The 17,436-nt window shown below is 62.0% G+C and carries 15 protein-coding genes; 3 read left to right on the top strand and 12 right to left on the bottom strand.

The window, feature by feature from the left end; all coding sequences use genetic code 11:
- Nucleotides 1–85: 85 nt before the first annotated feature.
- The 3 genes from V8359_RS08425 to lpxK are packed head-to-tail and all read left to right on the top strand — an operon-like array spanning nt 86 to nt 2,551.
- Nucleotides 86–328: a DUF4170 domain-containing protein gene (locus V8359_RS08425; protein ID WP_336428319.1), complete on the top strand. Its 243-nt coding sequence runs from the start codon at nt 86–88 to the stop codon at nt 326–328.
- Between the two features lie 10 nt (nt 329–338).
- Nucleotides 339–1,559 carry a 3-deoxy-D-manno-octulosonic acid transferase gene (locus V8359_RS08420; protein ID WP_336428318.1) on the top strand — a complete coding sequence of 407 codons (1,221 nt, stop codon included), beginning with the start codon at nt 339–341 and terminating at the stop codon, nt 1,557–1,559.
- Nucleotides 1,559–2,551 carry a tetraacyldisaccharide 4'-kinase gene (lpxK, locus tag V8359_RS08415; RefSeq protein WP_336428317.1) on the top strand — a complete coding sequence of 331 codons (993 nt, stop codon included), beginning with the start codon at nt 1,559–1,561 and terminating at the stop codon, nt 2,549–2,551. The genes V8359_RS08420 and lpxK overlap by 1 nt, the downstream gene beginning before the upstream one ends.
- A 67-nt stretch (nt 2,552–2,618) precedes the next feature.
- Here lpxK and V8359_RS08410 read toward each other — a convergent pair whose 3' ends face one another.
- The 12 genes from V8359_RS08410 to V8359_RS08355 form a co-directional block, all read right to left on the bottom strand.
- Complete coding sequence (locus tag V8359_RS08410) at nt 2,619–3,107, bottom strand: copper chaperone PCu(A)C (RefSeq protein ID WP_336428316.1); 489 nt, start codon at nt 3,105–3,107, stop codon at nt 2,619–2,621.
- A gap of 71 nt (nt 3,108–3,178) precedes the next feature.
- Nucleotides 3,179–3,544, bottom strand: coding sequence for a hypothetical protein (locus V8359_RS08405; protein WP_336428315.1), 366 nt, complete (start codon nt 3,542–3,544; stop codon nt 3,179–3,181).
- 59 nt (nt 3,545–3,603) lie between these two features.
- Nucleotides 3,604–5,445, bottom strand: coding sequence for an acetyl-CoA hydrolase/transferase C-terminal domain-containing protein (locus V8359_RS08400; protein ID WP_336428314.1), 1,842 nt, complete (start codon nt 5,443–5,445; stop codon nt 3,604–3,606).
- Nucleotides 5,442–7,511 (bottom strand): 3-hydroxyacyl-CoA dehydrogenase NAD-binding domain-containing protein, encoded by a 2,070-nt coding sequence (locus V8359_RS08395; RefSeq protein ID WP_336428313.1) that lies wholly within the window; start codon nt 7,509–7,511, stop codon nt 5,442–5,444. The genes V8359_RS08400 and V8359_RS08395 overlap by 4 nt, the downstream gene beginning before the upstream one ends.
- Entirely contained in the window at nt 7,511–8,794 is a 1,284-nt protein-coding gene (locus V8359_RS08390) for an acetyl-CoA C-acetyltransferase (RefSeq protein WP_336428312.1), read from the bottom strand. Before V8359_RS08390 ends, V8359_RS08395 begins: the two co-directional genes overlap by 1 nt.
- On the bottom strand, nt 8,791–11,043 hold the full coding sequence (locus V8359_RS08385; protein ID WP_336428311.1) for an acyl-CoA dehydrogenase: 2,253 nt from the start codon (nt 11,041–11,043) through the stop codon (nt 8,791–8,793). Before V8359_RS08385 ends, V8359_RS08390 begins: the two co-directional genes overlap by 4 nt.
- 87 nt (nt 11,044–11,130) lie before the next feature.
- Nucleotides 11,131–12,207: a c-type cytochrome gene (locus V8359_RS08380; RefSeq protein WP_336428310.1), complete on the bottom strand. Its 1,077-nt coding sequence runs from the start codon at nt 12,205–12,207 to the stop codon at nt 11,131–11,133.
- The gene (locus V8359_RS08375; RefSeq protein ID WP_336428309.1) at nt 12,194–12,772 is read right to left on the bottom strand and encodes a cytochrome c oxidase assembly protein; all 579 of its coding nucleotides are present in this window, start codon (nt 12,770–12,772) and stop codon (nt 12,194–12,196) included. Before V8359_RS08375 ends, V8359_RS08380 begins: the two co-directional genes overlap by 14 nt.
- On the bottom strand, nt 12,769–13,143 hold the full coding sequence (locus V8359_RS08370; protein WP_336428308.1) for a hypothetical protein: 375 nt from the start codon (nt 13,141–13,143) through the stop codon (nt 12,769–12,771). The genes V8359_RS08375 and V8359_RS08370 overlap by 4 nt, the downstream gene beginning before the upstream one ends.
- Nucleotides 13,140–15,743 (bottom strand): cytochrome c oxidase subunit I, encoded by a 2,604-nt coding sequence (gene ctaD / locus V8359_RS08365; RefSeq protein WP_336428307.1) that lies wholly within the window; start codon nt 15,741–15,743, stop codon nt 13,140–13,142. The genes V8359_RS08370 and ctaD overlap by 4 nt, the downstream gene beginning before the upstream one ends.
- Nucleotides 15,740–16,714: a cytochrome c oxidase subunit II gene (coxB, locus tag V8359_RS08360; RefSeq protein ID WP_336428306.1), complete on the bottom strand. Its 975-nt coding sequence runs from the start codon at nt 16,712–16,714 to the stop codon at nt 15,740–15,742. Before coxB ends, ctaD begins: the two co-directional genes overlap by 4 nt.
- Nucleotides 16,711–17,289, bottom strand: coding sequence for an exopolysaccharide biosynthesis protein (locus V8359_RS08355; RefSeq protein WP_336428305.1), 579 nt, complete (start codon nt 17,287–17,289; stop codon nt 16,711–16,713). The genes coxB and V8359_RS08355 overlap by 4 nt, the downstream gene beginning before the upstream one ends.
- Nucleotides 17,290–17,436: the final 147 nt, after the last annotated feature.

The raw sequence follows: 17,436 nt of genomic DNA, 5'->3' as shown, positions 1-17,436 counted from the left end.
CGGCGTCAGGCCCCCTCCTGCACCTTGACGCGCTTGGTCAAAAGAATAGGTTGCGCGCAGCTTACCGGATTGGGGGATCATCGACATGACTCAACGCCTGCACCTTGTTTTCGGGGGCGAACTGACCGACCCCACGAAGAACGTGTTCAAGAATGTGGACGACCTCCATATCGTTGGCATCTTTCCAGACTACGAATCTGCCTATGATGCATGGAAGTCCGAAGCACAGCGCACGGTGGACAATGCTCACATGCGCTATTTCATAGCTCATCTTCACCGCCTGCGGGACGAGGACGTTGAGGCGTCTCCGACCGAAGAACTCGGCTAACGCCGCGCGGATGGTCCGTTCGATCAGTCTTGCGGCTTATCTGGCCACGGCACGGAGGCGCGGCGGGGCCGGACCGGACACGCAGCGCCCCCCGCGCCCCGATGGCGAATGCATCTGGGGCCATGCCAGCACGGTCGAACACGCCCACGCGCTCATTCAACTTTTCAAACGGCTGGTTCAGCTCAGGCCCGACCTGACACTTTTGCTCACCACGCCCTCGGCGCTCGAAGAAACGATGCTGACTGCGGACGGGATGATCCGCGACACGCTACCCGAAGAATCGATAGCCGCCGTCGAAGCTTTTCTCGCACATTGGCACCCTGATCTATGTCTGTGGACGGGCGGTAGCCTTCGGCCCGCGCTCCTGACCTGCGCAGACCGTCAGGACGTGCCCCTGTTTCTCGTTGACGCAACAGAAGAAGATCTCTCGCGCCTCAGCCGGAAATGGTGGCCCGATATGTCGCGCTCGGTTCTGCGGCGTTTTTCGGTCATTCTCGCACGGAATGACGCGACCGAACACGCGTTGCACCGGCTGGGCGTCCGCGACACAGAAGTGGCCGTTACCGGCGGCTTTCAGGAAGGGGCGCACCCGCTCGGCTGTAACGACGATGAACGGCAGGACCTTGGACAGGAGCTTGGCTCTCGTCCGGTCTGGCTTGCCGCCATGGCGCAGCCCGAAGAGTTCGAGATCATCCTCGCCGCACACCGCAAGGCAAGCCGTGTCTTTCACCGCTTGCTTCTGATTCTCGTGCCAGACGATCCCGATGACGGCGATGTTTTCGCGTCATGGCTAGCGCGCGACGGGTACGTAACGGCAAGGTGGTCCGAAGGTGCCCGCCCCGAAGACGCCACGCAGGTTCTTTTGGCAGATACCCGCGGCGATCTTGGGCTCTGGTACCGGCTAGCGACGATCTCGCTCATGTGCAGTTCGCTCGTCCCCGGTCAGGGAGGGCGCGACCCAAACGAACCCGCCGCGCATGGGTCGGCGATTCTCTATGGGCCTAATGTTGGCCGCCATCTTGCCTCCTACAAGCGTTATGCAGGGGCCGGCGCCGCCCGGATAGTCCGCGATGCCGACACGCTTTCGGCCGCTCTCGAACATCTGATCGCACCCGATCAGTCGGCGGCCATGGCGCATGCAGCTTGGGATGTGGCCACGGTCGGCGCCGAAGTGACGGACAGGATTCTCGACCTTGTGCAGGACACGCTCGACGTGCTTGGGCAGCGCTGATGCGGGCACCGCGCTTCTGGTCCACTCCGCCTGCACGGCCCGCGCCCCTTGCGCGGCTGCTGTCGCCATTGGGGCGGCTCTATGCCCATGCCACAGCGCGCCGCGTAGCACGCGAGCCCGCCTTCTCCGCGGCGGTCCCGGTAATCTGTGTGGGCAACCTCAACGCGGGCGGCACGGGCAAAACACCCACGGTCATCGCCTTGGTCACCCTGCTGGGTCTCAGAGGCATCACCGCCCATGTTGTCAGCCGTGGCCATGGTGGGCATCTGATCGGCCCGGCACGGGTGGACCCGCAGATGCACGGCGCAGCCGATGTCGGGGACGAACCGCTTCTCTTGGCGGCCTTCGCGCCAACATGGGTGGCCCGTGATCGCGCCGCCGGTGCCCGCACCGCGCAGGAGGCCGGCGCACAGGTCATCGTGATGGATGACGGCTTTCAAAACCCCGATCTGGCCAAGGGTCTATCCATTATCGTGGTCGATGCCGCGACCGGGTTCGGCAACGGGCGGTGCCTTCCCGCCGGGCCACTTCGCGAACCTGTTGCCGTCGGCATGCGACGGGCCGATCTTCTGTTGTCCATCGGCGCGCCCAAGGCACAGGCGCAGTTTGCCCGCGACTGGGGTCAGGCAATCACCGTCCCGCACCTTACAGGACAGCTTGCACCGCTCAAGACCGGTATGGATTGGCACGACACCCGCGCGCTCGCCTTTGCCGGTATCGGGCATCCCGCGAAGTTCTTTGCAACCCTGCGCGCGCTAGGTGCCGAGCTGGCCCGAACCGAGCCGCTTGACGATCATCAGCCCCTGACACCCGCGCTCATGACCCGGCTTGAGGCCGAAGCGGCGCTTCTCGGCGCGCAACTGGTCACGACCGAAAAGGACGCGGTGCGCCTCCCGCCTGAATTTCGGCAAAAGGTGCTGACCTTGCCCGTGCGGCTTGAGCTTGACGATACCGGCGCGCTCGAGACCGCGCTTGAACAGCTCGGCCTTTGATCCCGCAAAAGCTCAAGGGCGCCGCAATGCGACGCCCCGGCCAAGGTTTTACCTTATGGATGCGGGCTCAGTCGGACATGTCGTGATCTGAGTGATCCATCTCGTCGCTCTGCTTGGCATTGCGCGCTTCGATTGCGAACGTTACGGCAACCTCACCCGCCTTGTCAAAGATCAGCGTGGCAGGGATATCCTGTCCCGCCTCCAACGGGTCGCTGAGACCCATGAACATGACGTGAAACCCGCCGGGCTCGAGCGTGACAGTCTCACCAGCCGGAATCTCGATGGCCTCGACCGGCATCATGCGCATCACGCCGTCGGCCTCTTCACTCTTGTGGATCGACACATGCGGAAAATCTGCCCGCACCTCGATCAGGCGGTCGGACACATCGCCCGCATTGGTTATGCTCAAATACCCTGCGCCGGATTTCGACATCGGTGTGGTTTCAAAGGCAACCGGATGATCGACAATGAGGTCACCCACCTTGAATTCATGGCCAAGAACAGGTTGTGCGCTCAGGGTGAAAGCGGCCAATGCCGCGATAACATTCAGTTTCATGGTTGGTCTCCATGGGTTTGGGGCCACGCGCCTCGCGGGCCATGCTGAGTCGATTGGAAAAGGGTCTGCGATCAGGTCGCAGGCGGCCCACGGGCGGTGCGCGAAAACTCAAGACCGGCTGACGCCTTGGCCAATCTGGGCAAGGGCCGGTGTGCCATGTCGCGCGATGCGAATGCAGGCGCGGAAATACCTGCCCATTCCGGCAGGACCGCCACCCCGACAAGGCGGCACGCCTCACAGGTGGACGCCCCAATATGCGCGCCCCCGTCGGCATCGCCACAGATATCCGAGAGCACGCCACCCGCCTGAACATAGGCAACAAGGTCGGGATCGGGCAGTTGGCTTGCCGCACGATGGGACAGGCCCGCCGTCGCAAAGGCGACCAGAAGCGCCAGCACGGTCAGATACCGCATGAGTGTAGGGGCGTTACGTGTCATGACAGCCCTCGGCTTACACCAGCCTGCAAAGCACGCCAATAGGCCGCGCCGCGACATATTCACCGGCTGTCATCGTCGCTGTTCTCGGCCGCGACAAGGCGCAGCGCGCCGCGCAGCGCACGGGCGGTCAGCCCTCCATCGCCGTCATAGCCCATGCGCGCCATCGCCTCCGCTTCCTTGGGGTGAGGGGCCTGAAACACCGAAGCGCCAAGCAAAAGCAGCTTGCCGCGCATAGTGGGGGACAGGTCCGAAAGGCGCTGCAACGCCGGGATCAGGGTTTTCTCGATCCCGTCGAAATCCGTGCCAAGCGGAAACTCCGGCAATACCGCCCGGTGCGGATCAAGCCAGCCACGCACCGTATCGGGCAGGTTGCGGCGCGCGGTATCCGGTAACGCGTAGCTCTCGGGAAGCTTGCCGGCCTTCTTGGCCCGCTGGATCAATTCTTCCTGAAACCGGCTGTCCGCGATTTCGATCAGCCGCGCGATCACCTGAGCGTCCGAGGCTCCGCGTAATTCCGCGATGCCATACTCCGTCACCACCACGTCGCGCATGTGCCGGGGCACTGTCACGCTATCGAGGTCCCACGCTATATTGCTTTCAAGTTCACCGCCCGACCGCCGCGTCGCCGGAAGCGTGATGACCGACTGCGCATCATCGAGCGCGAAGGCCTGTTCGACAAAGTTGAACTGTCCGCCAACACCGCTCACCACTTGGCCATCGGCGACGGTATCGGACATCACGCCACCCAGAAGCGAGACCTTCATTGCCCCGTTGATGAACCGCGCCTTCGCACGTGCGGCACGCTTTGCCGCCTCATCCCCATAAAGCTGATTGGTGAAGCTCACGGGCATCATCGCGATCTTGTCGCGTTTTTCGCGCGGCAACTCACGCAGACGCCGGTAGAAGTCTCGTGTCTCCACGAAAAACCCTGCATGGATCGCCTTGCCCTCGACCTCCCGCCGGATCACGCCCGCTTCGAAAAGCGTGAGAAGGCCGCCGACGAACATTTCGGTCACGGCATAAAGCCCGGTTTCGAATTTTCCGCCGGGGCCATAATCCATGGCGAACGGGCAATCATCCTGTATCGCCTTGATCTCACCCCGATGCCTGAGCAGCAGCGCCTGCGAGACTGCGTCACCGATGGCGCCAATCCCGATCTGAAGCGTGCCACCGTCTTCGATGAGGCGCGAAACATTTAGCCCGATGGCCTGCGCGGCATCGTCCACCGGGCGCTTGACCGCCGAGAAAAGCTCAAACGGTGCAGAGGGTTCAAGCACCAGATCAAGCTCCTCCTCGCCGATCACCGCGCCCTCACCGCCAAGAAACGGCAACTCGGGGTTCACCTCTCCCGCCGCCATGAAATCAAGTGACCCCTCACGCCGCATCCTAAAAAGATCGGTCGAGATATCGGTGTTGCATGACAGGCTGAAACGGCCGTTGTCCTCGGGCAAAAGCTGCACAAGGACATTCGGCCGGCTGTCGATCAGAACATCGCGTGCATGGGTATAGTTGGCCGAGACATAGCTTTGCTGCATCGGCGCCACACCAAGCCACCGGCCCGCCAGCAGGAAAAACTCGGTCACGCCGATATTTTCGGGAAGGCCCTCACCGCGCAGCATCTCGGCATAGAGCAACTGAGGATAGGCCCCGAATAACCGGTCCATCGCGGGCTCAAGGAACCGCCGTTCGACATCCGAACCCGGCTCGGGGCGCTCCAGCGTCAGAGCGGTAAAAATCGTCAGCTTTGTTCCAGGGGTGTCGCGCGCGTGCCGCACCAATGCATTGACCAGCGTGACAGGCTTGCCCAATCCCAAGGGCAGCGCCAGCCGCACCTCCCCACCGGTCCGTTCGAAAATGGCATGCGCCGCGGCATCGGCGTCGCTCAGCCGGGTCAGTGTCAAAACTCGCTCCAGCCCGCATCAGGCGCGAACCGCTCCCCATGACGCTCCGCCAGTTGCTCAAGCCTCTCGCGTATCTCTTGGGCCCCACGCGTTTTGGCATAGTGCATAGGCCCGCCCCGGAACGGTGCGAAACCGGTGGCAAAGATCATCGCTCCATCCACCTCGTCGGCGCTCCGGGCCACATCCCGACGCAGGCATTCAACACAGGCATCCAGCATCGGAAGGATAAGCCGGTCGGTCACGTCCTTCGGCACCTCGGTGTCGGTTTCGGGGTGCGGGGTTCCGTCGGACCAGTCGTAAAAGCCCTTTCCGGCCTTTTTACCGGTTTCGCCAGCCTCGACCTTTTCGCGCAGCTTGCCGGTGATTTCCGGCATCGGCTTTTCAAGCGTTGCGCGCAAGCTCTCGGCCACGTGCAGGCAAATATCGAGCCCCACCTGATCGGCAAGTGTCACGGGGCCCATCGGCATGCCGAAATCCATTGCGGCCTTGTCGATGACTTCCTTGTCCACATCCTCGTCCATCAGGACCATGGCCTCCATCAGATAGGGGGTCAGCGCCCGGTTGACGAGGAAACCGGGATAGTCCGTCACCCGCGCCGGCAACCGGTCAATCGCACCACAGAAGGCGGCCAAACGATCAATGACATCGTCATCGGTGTCATCGTGGCGCACCACTTCGACAAGCTGCATCTTGGACACGGGATTAAAGAAATGCAGACCGGCAAACCGTTTCGCGTCGCCGACATGCGCCTTCAAATCAGAGAGCGGCAGGCTCGACGTGTTGGTCGCGAGGATCGCGTCCGATTTCATCTGCGCCTTGGCATCGGAATAAATGCTGGCCTTGAGGTCAGGGTCTTCCGGCACCGCCTCGATGATCAGGTCGGCCCGGGAAAGCCCGTATCCTTTCGGATCGGGCATAAGCCGATCAAGCGCATCGCGCGTCTCGATCCCGCTGAGATGCTTGTCCTTGCAAACGGCGGCGGCAGCCTTGATCGCCTCGCCTAGCGGTTCAAGCTTGACGTCACCGAGTGTGACCTGCTTACCCCGGATCGCGGCCCATGCCGCGATTTCCGCACCCATCGACCCGGCGCCGATAACGTGAACATGCGCGATGCCATCGTCGCCCTTGGCGGCATCCCGCAACCCTTGCCGCAGGAAAAATACCCGCCGCAGGTTGCGCGATGTATCAGTGTCCAGAAGCCGCGCAAAACTTTCAATCTCGGCGGTTTGCATAGCGTCACGATCGTCGCCGTGTTCCTCCCACAGGTCGATCAGGGCATAGGGCGCGGGATAATGGGTTTGCGATGCCTTCTTCTCGGTTTCCGACCGCATTTTGCGCGCGGCAAGGTTGCGGGCCTGATCAAAACCCATGGCCCGCGCCTTGAGGCTCTTGCCATCGCGCTCCAACTTGCCCGCGATAACGGCGTCGATGGCGGCGCGCACGTGGCGCTCTTCGGTCACGACATCGGCGATGCCAAGCGATTTGGCCTTCTTGGTATGCGCGGTCTTGCCAGTCAGCATCAGGGTCATCGCTTCGAACGGGTCGATCAGATCGGTCAGGCGGTAAGTCCCACCAAGGCCGGGGTGCAGCCCCAGATTGACCTCGGGAAAGGCAAAGCTGGCCCCGTCCACGGCAATCCGATACTCGCAGGCCAGTGCAATCTCGAACCCGGCACCAAGTGCGGCACCATGGACCACCGCCACGGTCGGACAATTAAGCTTCTCGAACCGATCAAGAACCTTGTGGCCCTGTCGCAGCAGGTCTGCCGCGCCCGCATCACTCATGTCCTCGAAACCCTCGATATCGGCACCGGCTGCAAATCCGCCCTGTTTGGCGGACCGGATGACCACCGCTTTCGGGGTCTCTTGTTCCAGCTTCGCGATCTCCTCCTCAAGTCGCTCGATCACGTCTCGTGAAATCGTGTTCGTTCCCGTGTCTTCACAATCGAGAGCGAGCCAGACAATCCCGTCCGCCTTACCTCTGCGCCACGGATGGCCCGCGACATCCTCGGCCGGGCCAAGCTCCAGTTTCGTTTCGCCCAGATGCGTCAGAACAGGTCCCGCCATCACACAGCCTCCATCAGCATTGCACCACCAAGGCCGCCACCGATGCATTCCGTGGCGATGCCTGTCTTGTGGCCTTGCCGTTTCATCGCGTTGACAAGATGAAGCACGATACGATTGCCGCTCGTGCCCACCGGATGACCCAGCGAAATCGCCCCGCCATCGACATTGAGCCGGTCGCGGTCAATCGCGCCGAAGGCGCCATCAAGGCCAAGAACATCCCGGCAGAACGCATCGTCCTGCCACGCGGCGACACAGGAAAGAACCTGCGCCGCAAACGCCTCGTTCAGTTCCCAAAGATCCACGTCATCCACCGACAGGTTGTGCCGCTGCACAAGGGGCGTCGCGCTCAGGACCGGGCCAAGCCCCATCACCGAGGGATCAAGCGCGGCCCACTCGCTATCCACGATGCGCGCCAGCGGCGTGAGACCGTGCTCTTCGACGGCCTGTTCGGACGCCACGATCACCCAGGATGCGCCATCCGTGATCTGACTCGAATTGCCGGCGGTCACCTTGCCATAGGGCTTTTCAAAGGCCGCTTTCGGCTTGGCCAGCCCGTCCATGTCACTATCGGGCCGCACGCCGGTATCGTGATCATAGGCGTTGCCGTCGCGGTCAAAGGCCGGCATTACCTCATCGTCGAGCCAGCCTTCGTTCTGCGCACGTGCAAGACGATGATGGCTTTCCATCGCATAGGCGTCTGCCGTCTTGCGATCAATATTGAACCGATGGGCCAGAACTTCGGCGGTCTGCCCCATGTTCAGGTCGGTAATCGGATCGGTTAGCCCCCTTTCAAGCCCGATCACTGGCTTGAAAAATTCCGGCCTGAGCCCGGTCATCGCCTTCGCTTGCTCCAGCGGGCCGCGCGCCTGTGCCAATTGGCCGAACCATTCCGCCGCACTACTGCGCAGGACAAGCGGCGCATGGCTCAGGGCTTCGGCACCTCCGGCAAGGATCATGTCGTGGCTACCATCACGAACATAGCGGTAGGCCGTGTCGATCGATTGCATTCCAGATCCGCAATTGATCTGCATGGTAAACGCCACCATCTCCTCGCCCAGACCAAGGCGGAGCGCCGCGACGCGCGCTGGGTTCATCTCATCCGCGATGACATTGACACATCCCAGAATCACCAGATCGAACAGCTGACGGTCAAACGGCTGCCGCGCCAGAAGTGGCCGGCCGCATTGCACGGCGAGATCGACCGGAGTGAATGGTCCGGGCTTTCCTTCGGCCTTCAGAAACGGGGTTCGCGCCCCATCGACAAGGTAAACAGGTCGGGTCATTGCGCAGCCACCCTTTCGATGCGGTTCTTGTCAAAGCCCTCATAGAACCGGGAAAGTTCCTCGGGCGTGAAGTCATCAACGGCGATCACCTGGGCGGTCAACGCCTCGCTTTCCGCGATCCGGTCGCGGTCAGCCTGCGAAATAAGACCTGCGGAAAGCGCCTCGTCAGGAGATTTTTCGGCCTCGCGCAGCTTCTTCATCAGCGGCGCGAGGGTGGTCACTTTTTCATAGGCCTCGTTCAGAACGGCAATCCCGCTACGGGCACAGCCCGCATCGATTCGCCCGGTGATACGGTCGCGTGTGCCGGATGGCGTATAAATCAGGTCGGCGCATTGCTCGGTCAGCTTGTCGGCGGGGCCACGTGCGGCACCTCCCGGCACCGTAAGCACCCGCCCCAGCCCGGCCGCAAACCGCGACGGAAAGTTGGCAAGAACCTCATCCATCGCCGTGCGGACCGCGGCAAAGGCACGGGCCGCCGCAAACCGCAACAGAGGCACGTCCTCGTTCGGCTTGCCGTCGTCACGCCAACGTTTGAGGGCGGCAGAGAGAAGATACATCTCGGACAGGATATCGCCCATCCGGGTCGAAATCATCTCTTTCCGCTTGAGATCGCCCCCCATGGTGAGGAACGCCAGATCGGCAATCAGCGCATAAGAGGCGGACCAACGCGACAGTTCGCGATAAATGGGCGCGGCAGCAGCGGCATCGTCCGGCGCGGGCGAAAGGCGCGACCCGGACCAAGAGCGCAGAATGCTACGTCCCACGGTTTTTGTCGTGTGCCCCACATGCGCCCAGAATGACTTGTCGAACGCGACAAGGCTTTTCTCTTTGTCAGGCTCCTGAAGGGCGAGCATTTCGTCCAACAAATGGGGATGCGCTCGGATCGACCCTTGCCCGAAAATAATCAGCGAACGGGTCACGATATTGGCGCCCTCCACCGTGATCCCGATGGGCACCGCGCGATACAGCGGCAGAAGATAGTTTGACGGCCCGTCGACCACCGCCTTGCCAGAATGCACGTCCATCGCATCGTTAAGCGCCTCGCGCATACGGAAGGTGGCATGAGCCTTCATGATGGCCGAAATCACCGAGAGAGAGCGCCCCTCATCCAGTCCGGCACAGGTCAGGCGCCGGGCCGATTCGATCACATAGGCGTCGGCGGCAAGACGGCCCATCCGGGTCTGCACACCGCCGAATTTCCCGATGGGAAGGCCAAACTGTTCCCGAATCCGCGCATAAGCCCCCGTCGTATGGGCCGAAAGCGCGATCGCCGCGGCCCCCATGGACGGCAACGAAATACCTCGTCCTGCGGCCAGCGCACTCATCAGCATCATCCAGCCGCGCCCGGCATACTCTTCTCCACCGATAATGTTCTCAAGCGGGATGAACACGTCTTCGCCGGTGGTTGGCCCGTTCATGAACATCGTCGTGGACGGGATATGCCGACGCCCTGTTTCCACACCTGGAAGATCGGTCGGCACAAGGGCGCAGGTGATGCCGATATCCTCTTCGCCGCCCAGATGACCATCAGGGTCACGCAGTTTGAAGGCCAGCCCGAGAACCGAGCAAACAGGCGAAAGCGTGATATATCGCTTGGCCCAGTTAAGCCGGATTCCAAGCACCTCCTCGCCCTGCCATTCGCCCTTTTCGATGATGCCTTCGTCGATCATCGCGGACGCGTCCGACCCTGCCTGATCGCTGGTCAGGCCAAAGGCGGGAAGTTCGCGCCCATCGGCAAGGCCCGGCAACCAGTAATCTTTCTGTGTATCGGTGCCGAACATATGAAGAAGCTCACCGGGACCAAGCGAGTTGGGCACCATCACCGTCACCGCCGCCGCAACCGAGCGCGTGGCGATATAGCGGACAACCTCGGAATGCGCATAGGCCGAAAATCCGAGCCCACCGTATTTCTTTTCGATGATCATGCCGAAAAATTTCTTGTCGCGCATGAAATCCCAAACCTCAGGGGCAAGGTCACCGGTTTCATGGTTGATCGACCAATCGTCGATCATGTTGCACAACTCCTCGCACGGGCCGTCCAGGAAGGCTTGCTCTTCCTCGGTCAGCTTCGGAGCCTTCACGTCGTGCAGCTTCGACCAATCGGGATTGCCCGAGAACAGGTCCGACTCCCACCAGATTTCGCCGGCGGTCAGCGCCTCGGATTCGGTGTCGGACAATTGCGGCAGCACGGATTGCGCCCAATTGTGTATGGGCCGCGTGATCCATTTCGCGCGAAAAGACAGTGCCATCGTTGCGTTCCCCTTTGTGGTGACAACGGCGCAGCCCCGCCGCTTGTTCCCGCAAACGGGGTGCGGGTCCGATTCCTCCCCCTTGGCTCAGTCTCGGACCGAGTTGAGCCTAGCAGGAGTCAGCGCTCCGTAAAAGGCGGCCAGCGCTTCGATTTCCTTGTCCGACAGGTCATGCGCGGCCCTGAACATGAGTTGCGCCGCCGGTCCGCCGCCGCGATTGCCCTCGCGCCAAAGCCTGAGTTGCGTCGCAAGATAGGGCGCACCCTGCCCCGCAAGCGATGGAAACGCAGGGTTGAGCGGCTCGGGCCACGGGCCGTGACAGGCGCGACAGGAAGGCACACTGTCGGACCCATTCCGCGCATAAGCCAAGGATCGGCCCGCTTGGAACAGTTCACCTTGGTCGCCCTCTTCGCCTTCCGGGCGAATGCTGGCATACCTGAGCGCAAATCCCGGGATCGCCCTCTCCGACACACGCGACATCACCTGCGCCATGATCCCGCTGTCACGAGCACCCGATTTATAGGCCCTGAGACTTTGCGCGATATAAGTCTCGGACAGGATATCAAGACGCGGCACATGCGGATTGCCACTCGCGCCAGTCTCTCCGTGGCACATGGCGCAACGCCCCGGCGGCGCACCACCACCAGTGAGGGTGCCGTATCGGTCCGCGCTCATATCACCCATCGCCCTCAGAAACGCCACAACCGGCCAGACATCGTCGCGGCGTTCGGCCGGCCATGCGGGCATGCCACTCATCTTGACACCGTTGTGAACGATCCAGTGCAATTCGGTGGCGGTCCATTTTGTGCTGACGTCGTCAAGACGGGGCGGCACGGGCTGCATCGCACGTATCGTCGCGCTGCGCGGCACCCCCGGCGCGCCGTGGCACTCCTTGCAGGCGGTGTCATAGTGCCCCGCACCCAGCGCCACCATGCCGGGGCCATCCAGATCCTCGGGCGTCTCGGCCTCATTCGGGGACCTCAGGATCACCGCATTCTCGAACGTGGTATGAAGCGTCCAGCCGACACCGGGCCAGTGCTCCTTGCGCGCGGACACGTTGTAAAGACCCAATGACACGACGGCTAAGCCGGCAATCGCACCGGCCAGCGCCAGCGCGCCGATAACGGCAACCACCGTGCGACGGTCCAGATCACGCAATCTCATCATGGCCCTCCCGCAAACTTGCCCGCGCAAGCGCAAGCGCACCGAACAGATATATCGGCGTGCCGATCCCCAGCATCATCATCCCACCAAGCTGTTGTCCCGTCAGATTGGGGGCGCGGCCACAAACCTCAGCATAGAGATCCGTCGGCGCAAGGATCAAAAGCACCCCCAGAAGCGTCATGTGCATCGACGTCAGGAAAAGCCCGCCCGCACCCAGCAACGGCTCGCGCGCCATGAGCGCGCTGGCCCAAACGGCCCATCCAGCGGCCAGAAAGCTCGCCTGCTCGATCATCGCAACCCAAAGCACGCCGCGCGCCGGTCCATGCAACCCCGGAAGATGCCAGAACCACACCACGAGGAACTCGATCAATGCGCCCAGCAAGACGGGAATGCCCGCCCGCCGCGCCAGACCGGGCGCAGCCAGCACAAGAAGCGGCGCGACCACCGCCACAAGCCCCATATGGCGCAACATATGGCCCGCGAATTGACCCAGCCAGCCTTCCCAGGGCAGAAGGTAGAGCGCCCCAAGGCTCAGCGCCGCACTATATGTCGCCACACGCGTCATATGCAGCTCTCGATGATAAAAATCGGCAATGCGTCGAAGATGACGCCGACCGCCGATACGATCGACAGCAAGAACCCGCCATGTCCCAGAAATTCGCGGCGCTGTGACTCTGTGGGGCGATCGTGTTTATAGTTGTCGCCGGGCCGGAAATTCCATTGCACCCAGGCCCGCCATCCCAGAAATCCGATGATCCCAAGCGCGATGACAGTCAGAGCGGCCACTCCCAGCCGCGCAATGTCCGGTGCCCCGAGCTTGATACAGGCCACAGACATCACCGCATAGCAAAAGACGAAGTGAAAGGCCCAGACAGTCGGGGCAAGGACCATGTGCCAAAGGCTCCGGTGGCGATATGGCGGCTTTTGATCCTTCATGAGGCGAGCCTCGGGAAAACGCCCATCATCAGGGCGGTCACCAATCCCATCAGGCACAGGAAATGCCAGAATAGTGTCGTATTCACCAGATCAGCATCATACCGCGGCGTGAGCTTGCCCGCCCAGCTTCCGGCAAGGCAATACAGTAGCATCACAACGCCCGCACCCGAATGCGCCCCGACCCAAACGCCCAGCGCATACATGGTCGCAGGATAGGCATGAGACGAAGGCGCCATACCCGGAAGCCAGAGCGCGAGACCCATCGCGCCCGCGGCACCCAGCGTGCAAAGAACACCCGCCCCGACCAGGGCCCGTGCCGCGCGCTGCCGGCCTCTCCGGTTCACCTCGCGTGCGGTGATCGTGGCCCCCCATGCCAACACGAACCCCAACGCCGAAAGCGCGATCAGCGTGGCATCGGCATGGGCCGCGCCTTCGGGCGGGAAATCGGGCCGCGCGGTCCAAAAAAAGAACACCCCGAAGACAATGCTGGCAAAGGCCGTCGCATCCCCAAGCATGGTGATGAACATGGCCCACCATCCGGGTGCCCGAAACCCCGTGACGTAGACCGGCAGGCGCAGACCGAGCCCCACGTCACGATCCGGCGCCTTGGGAACCTGCGCCGTGGCGGTCCAAAGCCAATAGACCACACAGGCCACGGCCCCGGCCCCCGATAGCGACGCCAGCCAGTAAAGCTTGAACACCGGAAGTATGAACGCCCCCCCGGTAAACGCCGCTGCCCAGATCGTACACCATGCCGGCCCGGTGATCGGAAGCGCGCCTTGCGGTTCGGCATCCACCGCCGAAGTCACGAGGGTTTCGCGTTTTCCCTCGGGTGCGTCGGGAATATAAAACCGGCCGCCATCCAGCCGTTCCAGGAATTTATCATCCTCCCACAACGGATACCGCGAAGACACATAGGGAACCGACCGCGACCCCCACGCCTCCGCCGGCACATCATGCGACCATTCAAGAGTGCCGCCGTTCCACGGATTGCGCGGCGCAAGCGGCTGATCCCGCTTGGGCCGCACCAGATCCCACGCGAATATCAGGATACCAGTCGCCACGATAAAGCTCCCCACCGACGACAATAGGTTGAGCCAGTCCCACCCCATATCGCTTGAATAAGAGGCCACTCGCCGCGGCATTCCCATAAGCCCGGTCAAATGCATCGGCAGAAAACAGACATTGAACCCGATGAATGTGGTCCAGAACGATATCCGGCCAAGCCTGTCGGACATCATCCGCTTGGTGAAGAACGGATAGAAATAATAGACCCCACCAAGAAGCGGAAAGACCAAACCGCCAAATAACGTGTAGTGCAGGTGCGCCACGATGAAATAGGTGTCATGCACCTGCCAGTCGAACGGGGCGATGGCCACCATCACGCCGGTCAGCCCGCCCATGGTAAAGATCGCGAGCGCCCCTGCGATCCACAACATCGGCTGAATCATTTTGACCCGCCCCACCATCAGCGTGGCGACAAAGGCAAAAATCTGAACGCCTGTCGGGATCACCACCGCCTGAGAGGCCGCCGAGAAAAACCCAAGCGACAAGGACGGCAGGCCGGTGGTGAACATGTGATGCACCCAGAGCCCAAAGCTCAGGAACCCGACGCCCACCGCCGACAGGACGATCCACGAATATCCCACGATAGGCCGCTGAGATGCGGTGGGCACCACCATCGCCGCAATCGCGATCGAGGGCAGGAAAACGATATAGACCTCCGGATGACCGAAAATCCAGAACAGGTGCTGCCACAGCATCGGATCACCGCCGCGGTCAGGGTCGAAAAACGGCCAGTCGAGCGAGCGTTGCAGCTCAAACAGGAAATCCCCGGCGATGAGCGGCGGAAAGGCGAACAGGATCATCACCCCGACCACCAGAACATACCACGCATAAAGCGGCATAATGTTGATGCGCATGCCCGGCGGGCGGCATTTGATCACCCCCACGATAAGCTCAACCGCCGCCGCGATCGACGCGATTTCGATGAAGGACAATCCCAGAAGCCAGATATCTGGCCCTATCCCCTCCTGCTCTGTCGCGAGGGGGGGATACATGAACCACCCCGATTTGGGCGCCACGTTAAAAAGCACCGATCCCAGAACAAAACTGCCACCGATCAGGAAACACCAATAGCCATAGGCCGAAAGGCGCGGAAACGGCATGTCGCGCGCACCCAGAAACGCTGGCAAAAGCAGGATCGATATCGCCTCGAACATCGGCACGGCGAACAGGAACATCATCGCCGAGCCGTGCATCGTGAAAAACTGGTTGAAGCGGTCCGCACTCAAGAAATCATTGTCCGGCACGGCAAGCTGCACCCGGATCAAAAGCGCAAGAACCCCCGCACACAGCATGAAACCAAACGCCGAAAGCGCATACCAAGCGCCCACTTCGGTATTGTTCACCGCCGAAAGATAGCGCCAGCCCCTTGGGGTTTTCCACGCCTCCCGCAGCTGCGCCTCGCGCTCGGCACGCGCCTGAGGGTCGTCAGGCGCATCCAGAAGCTCTTGCGTCGGCGGATATGTCCCCACCGGTCTGGCGGCCTGTTCTTCCTCCGTCGGAGCGGGATGCGATGACGTGCGGCTGTCGGTCATTTCAAACTCATCAGATAGGTGGCCAGAGCCCCGATGTCGTCGTCGGAAAGATGACCATAACCCGGCATTTCAACCCCCGGCTTGAACGCCTCGGGATCGGCGATCCAGTCGCGCAGCGCCGAATGGGACATCGGCAGTATCCCCGCGGCAAGTGTCGTGCGCCCGGCAAGATGCGTCAGGTCCGGCCCCACCTGTGCATCGGCCGGCGTGCCCCTGATCTGGTGGCACCCGCCGCATCCCTCGGACAGAAAAATTTGCTGCCCGCGCCGGGCTTTCTGGGTCTCCGGCGCGACCGCGTCCGCCGCTTCCCGCTCAAGCCAGGCGTCAAACGCCTCGGGGCTCATGACCACCGCACCGAATGCCATGTAAGCGTGACTTTCGCCACAGAATTCGGTGCATTGGCCGCGATAAGTGCCCGGCTTTTCAGGTTCGAGCGACATGCGCGTCTCGCGACCGGGGATCATGTCCGTCTTGCCGCCCAATGCCGGAATCCAGAAAGAGTGAATCACCCGCTCCGCGTTCAGTTTGATCTCACTGCGCTGACCGGTCGGCAGCCGCACTTCGTTCGCCGCGAGGATTGGCGCGTCGGCCCCGTCTGGCCAGTATTCCACCCGCCACCAGAACTGATGTCCTGTCACCCGAAGGGTCAGCCCCGCTCCTTCGGCCCGCTGCTTGGGCATCTCGGACAATCCATAGACCAGAAGCCCGGCCAGCACGACCGCGGGGAAAATGATGCCGCCCCCGATGATGAGTGCCTCCGCCCCGCGCCGGCTGAGCGGTTGGGGGGCGATCCGCGTGACATAAAGGATCAGACCGTTGACCAGAAGCCAGAGCACCACCGCGCCCGCCAGCATCACCCAAAAAAGCTCCGCAAGCACCTGCGCATCGCGTCCCGCCGGATCGAGCACCGATTGCACACCAGAGCAGCCAGCGAGCAAAGGCAGACTTATCCAGACCGCTCGCCCCGTCACTGTAGGACCTGAGTGATCAGATAGGCCCCACCGGCATAAGGCAGGAGCGCAAGGACAAAGAACAAACCATCCTCGGTCAAAAGCGCCATGACGAGAAAGCAGACAGCGATCGCACCCAGAGAGGATGAGAACGGAATGAATTCCAGAAACGGCATGAGCGCTCCGGTCAGCACACACAGGATTTGCGGAATCCAGATCATCGGCCTGTGAAACAGGAATGTCATCCGGTTGCGCGTGTGCCGCTCGATCCAGTTTACATAGGGGGCCGCCTTGTCGAGTGCGGACCTGAGCCTGTCGCCATCCACCGTTCGCTTGGTAAGCTTGTGCGGAAGCCGCACCTTGCGAAATCGCAGCAAAAGCTCAGCGGACAGGATCGCAATAAGCACCCCACAGGCCATGGAAACGCCTGGAATCCCCGAAAGCGGCGTTGCAGCGATCAGGGCGGGAATCAGGATCAACGGAAGAATGCTGCGATTGCCAAGGTTTTCCAGCATATCGCCGAATGACACACGTTCGCTCTCGGAGAGGGTTCGTAAACGGTTCATGATCTCGCTAAGCGGGCCGGTCTCAGGCATCGCGCATCCGCGCGGTCGCATCCATCCCACTGGTTTGTTCCGGGCCGCACATTCCCGGCCCCTGCCAAGCTTCCGGCATGTCCCACCTATCCGGTTCCAACTTCTACCAACCTGATACAACCGGGCGCTGCGCGAATTGTTCCCATT

The sequence above is a fragment of the Roseovarius sp. E0-M6 genome, from assembly GCF_037083845.1.
GTDB lineage: Bacteria > Pseudomonadota > Alphaproteobacteria > Rhodobacterales > Rhodobacteraceae > Roseovarius.
The sequence above is the reverse complement of the archived record's forward strand: the minus strand, read 5'-3'. Positions and strand labels throughout refer to the sequence as shown.

Coding starts and splice junctions, on each gene's coding strand:
- V8359_RS08410 (WP_336428316.1), bottom strand. CDS start 3,107: ATGAAACTGAATGTTATCGCGGCATTGGCCGCTTTCACCCTGAGCGCA.
- V8359_RS08370 (WP_336428308.1), bottom strand. CDS start 13,143: ATGAAGGATCAAAAGCCGCCATATCGCCACCGGAGCCTTTGGCACATG.
- lpxK (WP_336428317.1), top strand. CDS start 1,559: ATGCGGGCACCGCGCTTCTGGTCCACTCCGCCTGCACGGCCCGCGCCC.
- V8359_RS08385 (WP_336428311.1), bottom strand. CDS start 11,043: ATGGCACTGTCTTTTCGCGCGAAATGGATCACGCGGCCCATACACAAT.
- ctaD (WP_336428307.1), bottom strand. CDS start 15,743: ATGACCGACAGCCGCACGTCATCGCATCCCGCTCCGACGGAGGAAGAA.
- V8359_RS08395 (WP_336428313.1), bottom strand. CDS start 7,511: ATGGCGGGACCTGTTCTGACGCATCTGGGCGAAACGAAACTGGAGCTT.
- V8359_RS08405 (WP_336428315.1), bottom strand. CDS start 3,544: ATGACACGTAACGCCCCTACACTCATGCGGTATCTGACCGTGCTGGCG.
- V8359_RS08425 (WP_336428319.1), top strand. CDS start 86: ATGACTCAACGCCTGCACCTTGTTTTCGGGGGCGAACTGACCGACCCC.
- V8359_RS08390 (WP_336428312.1), bottom strand. CDS start 8,794: ATGACCCGACCTGTTTACCTTGTCGATGGGGCGCGAACCCCGTTTCTG.
- V8359_RS08420 (WP_336428318.1), top strand. CDS start 339: ATGGTCCGTTCGATCAGTCTTGCGGCTTATCTGGCCACGGCACGGAGG.
- V8359_RS08380 (WP_336428310.1), bottom strand. CDS start 12,207: ATGAGATTGCGTGATCTGGACCGTCGCACGGTGGTTGCCGTTATCGGC.
- V8359_RS08375 (WP_336428309.1), bottom strand. CDS start 12,772: ATGACGCGTGTGGCGACATATAGTGCGGCGCTGAGCCTTGGGGCGCTC.
- V8359_RS08355 (WP_336428305.1), bottom strand. CDS start 17,289: ATGCCTGAGACCGGCCCGCTTAGCGAGATCATGAACCGTTTACGAACC.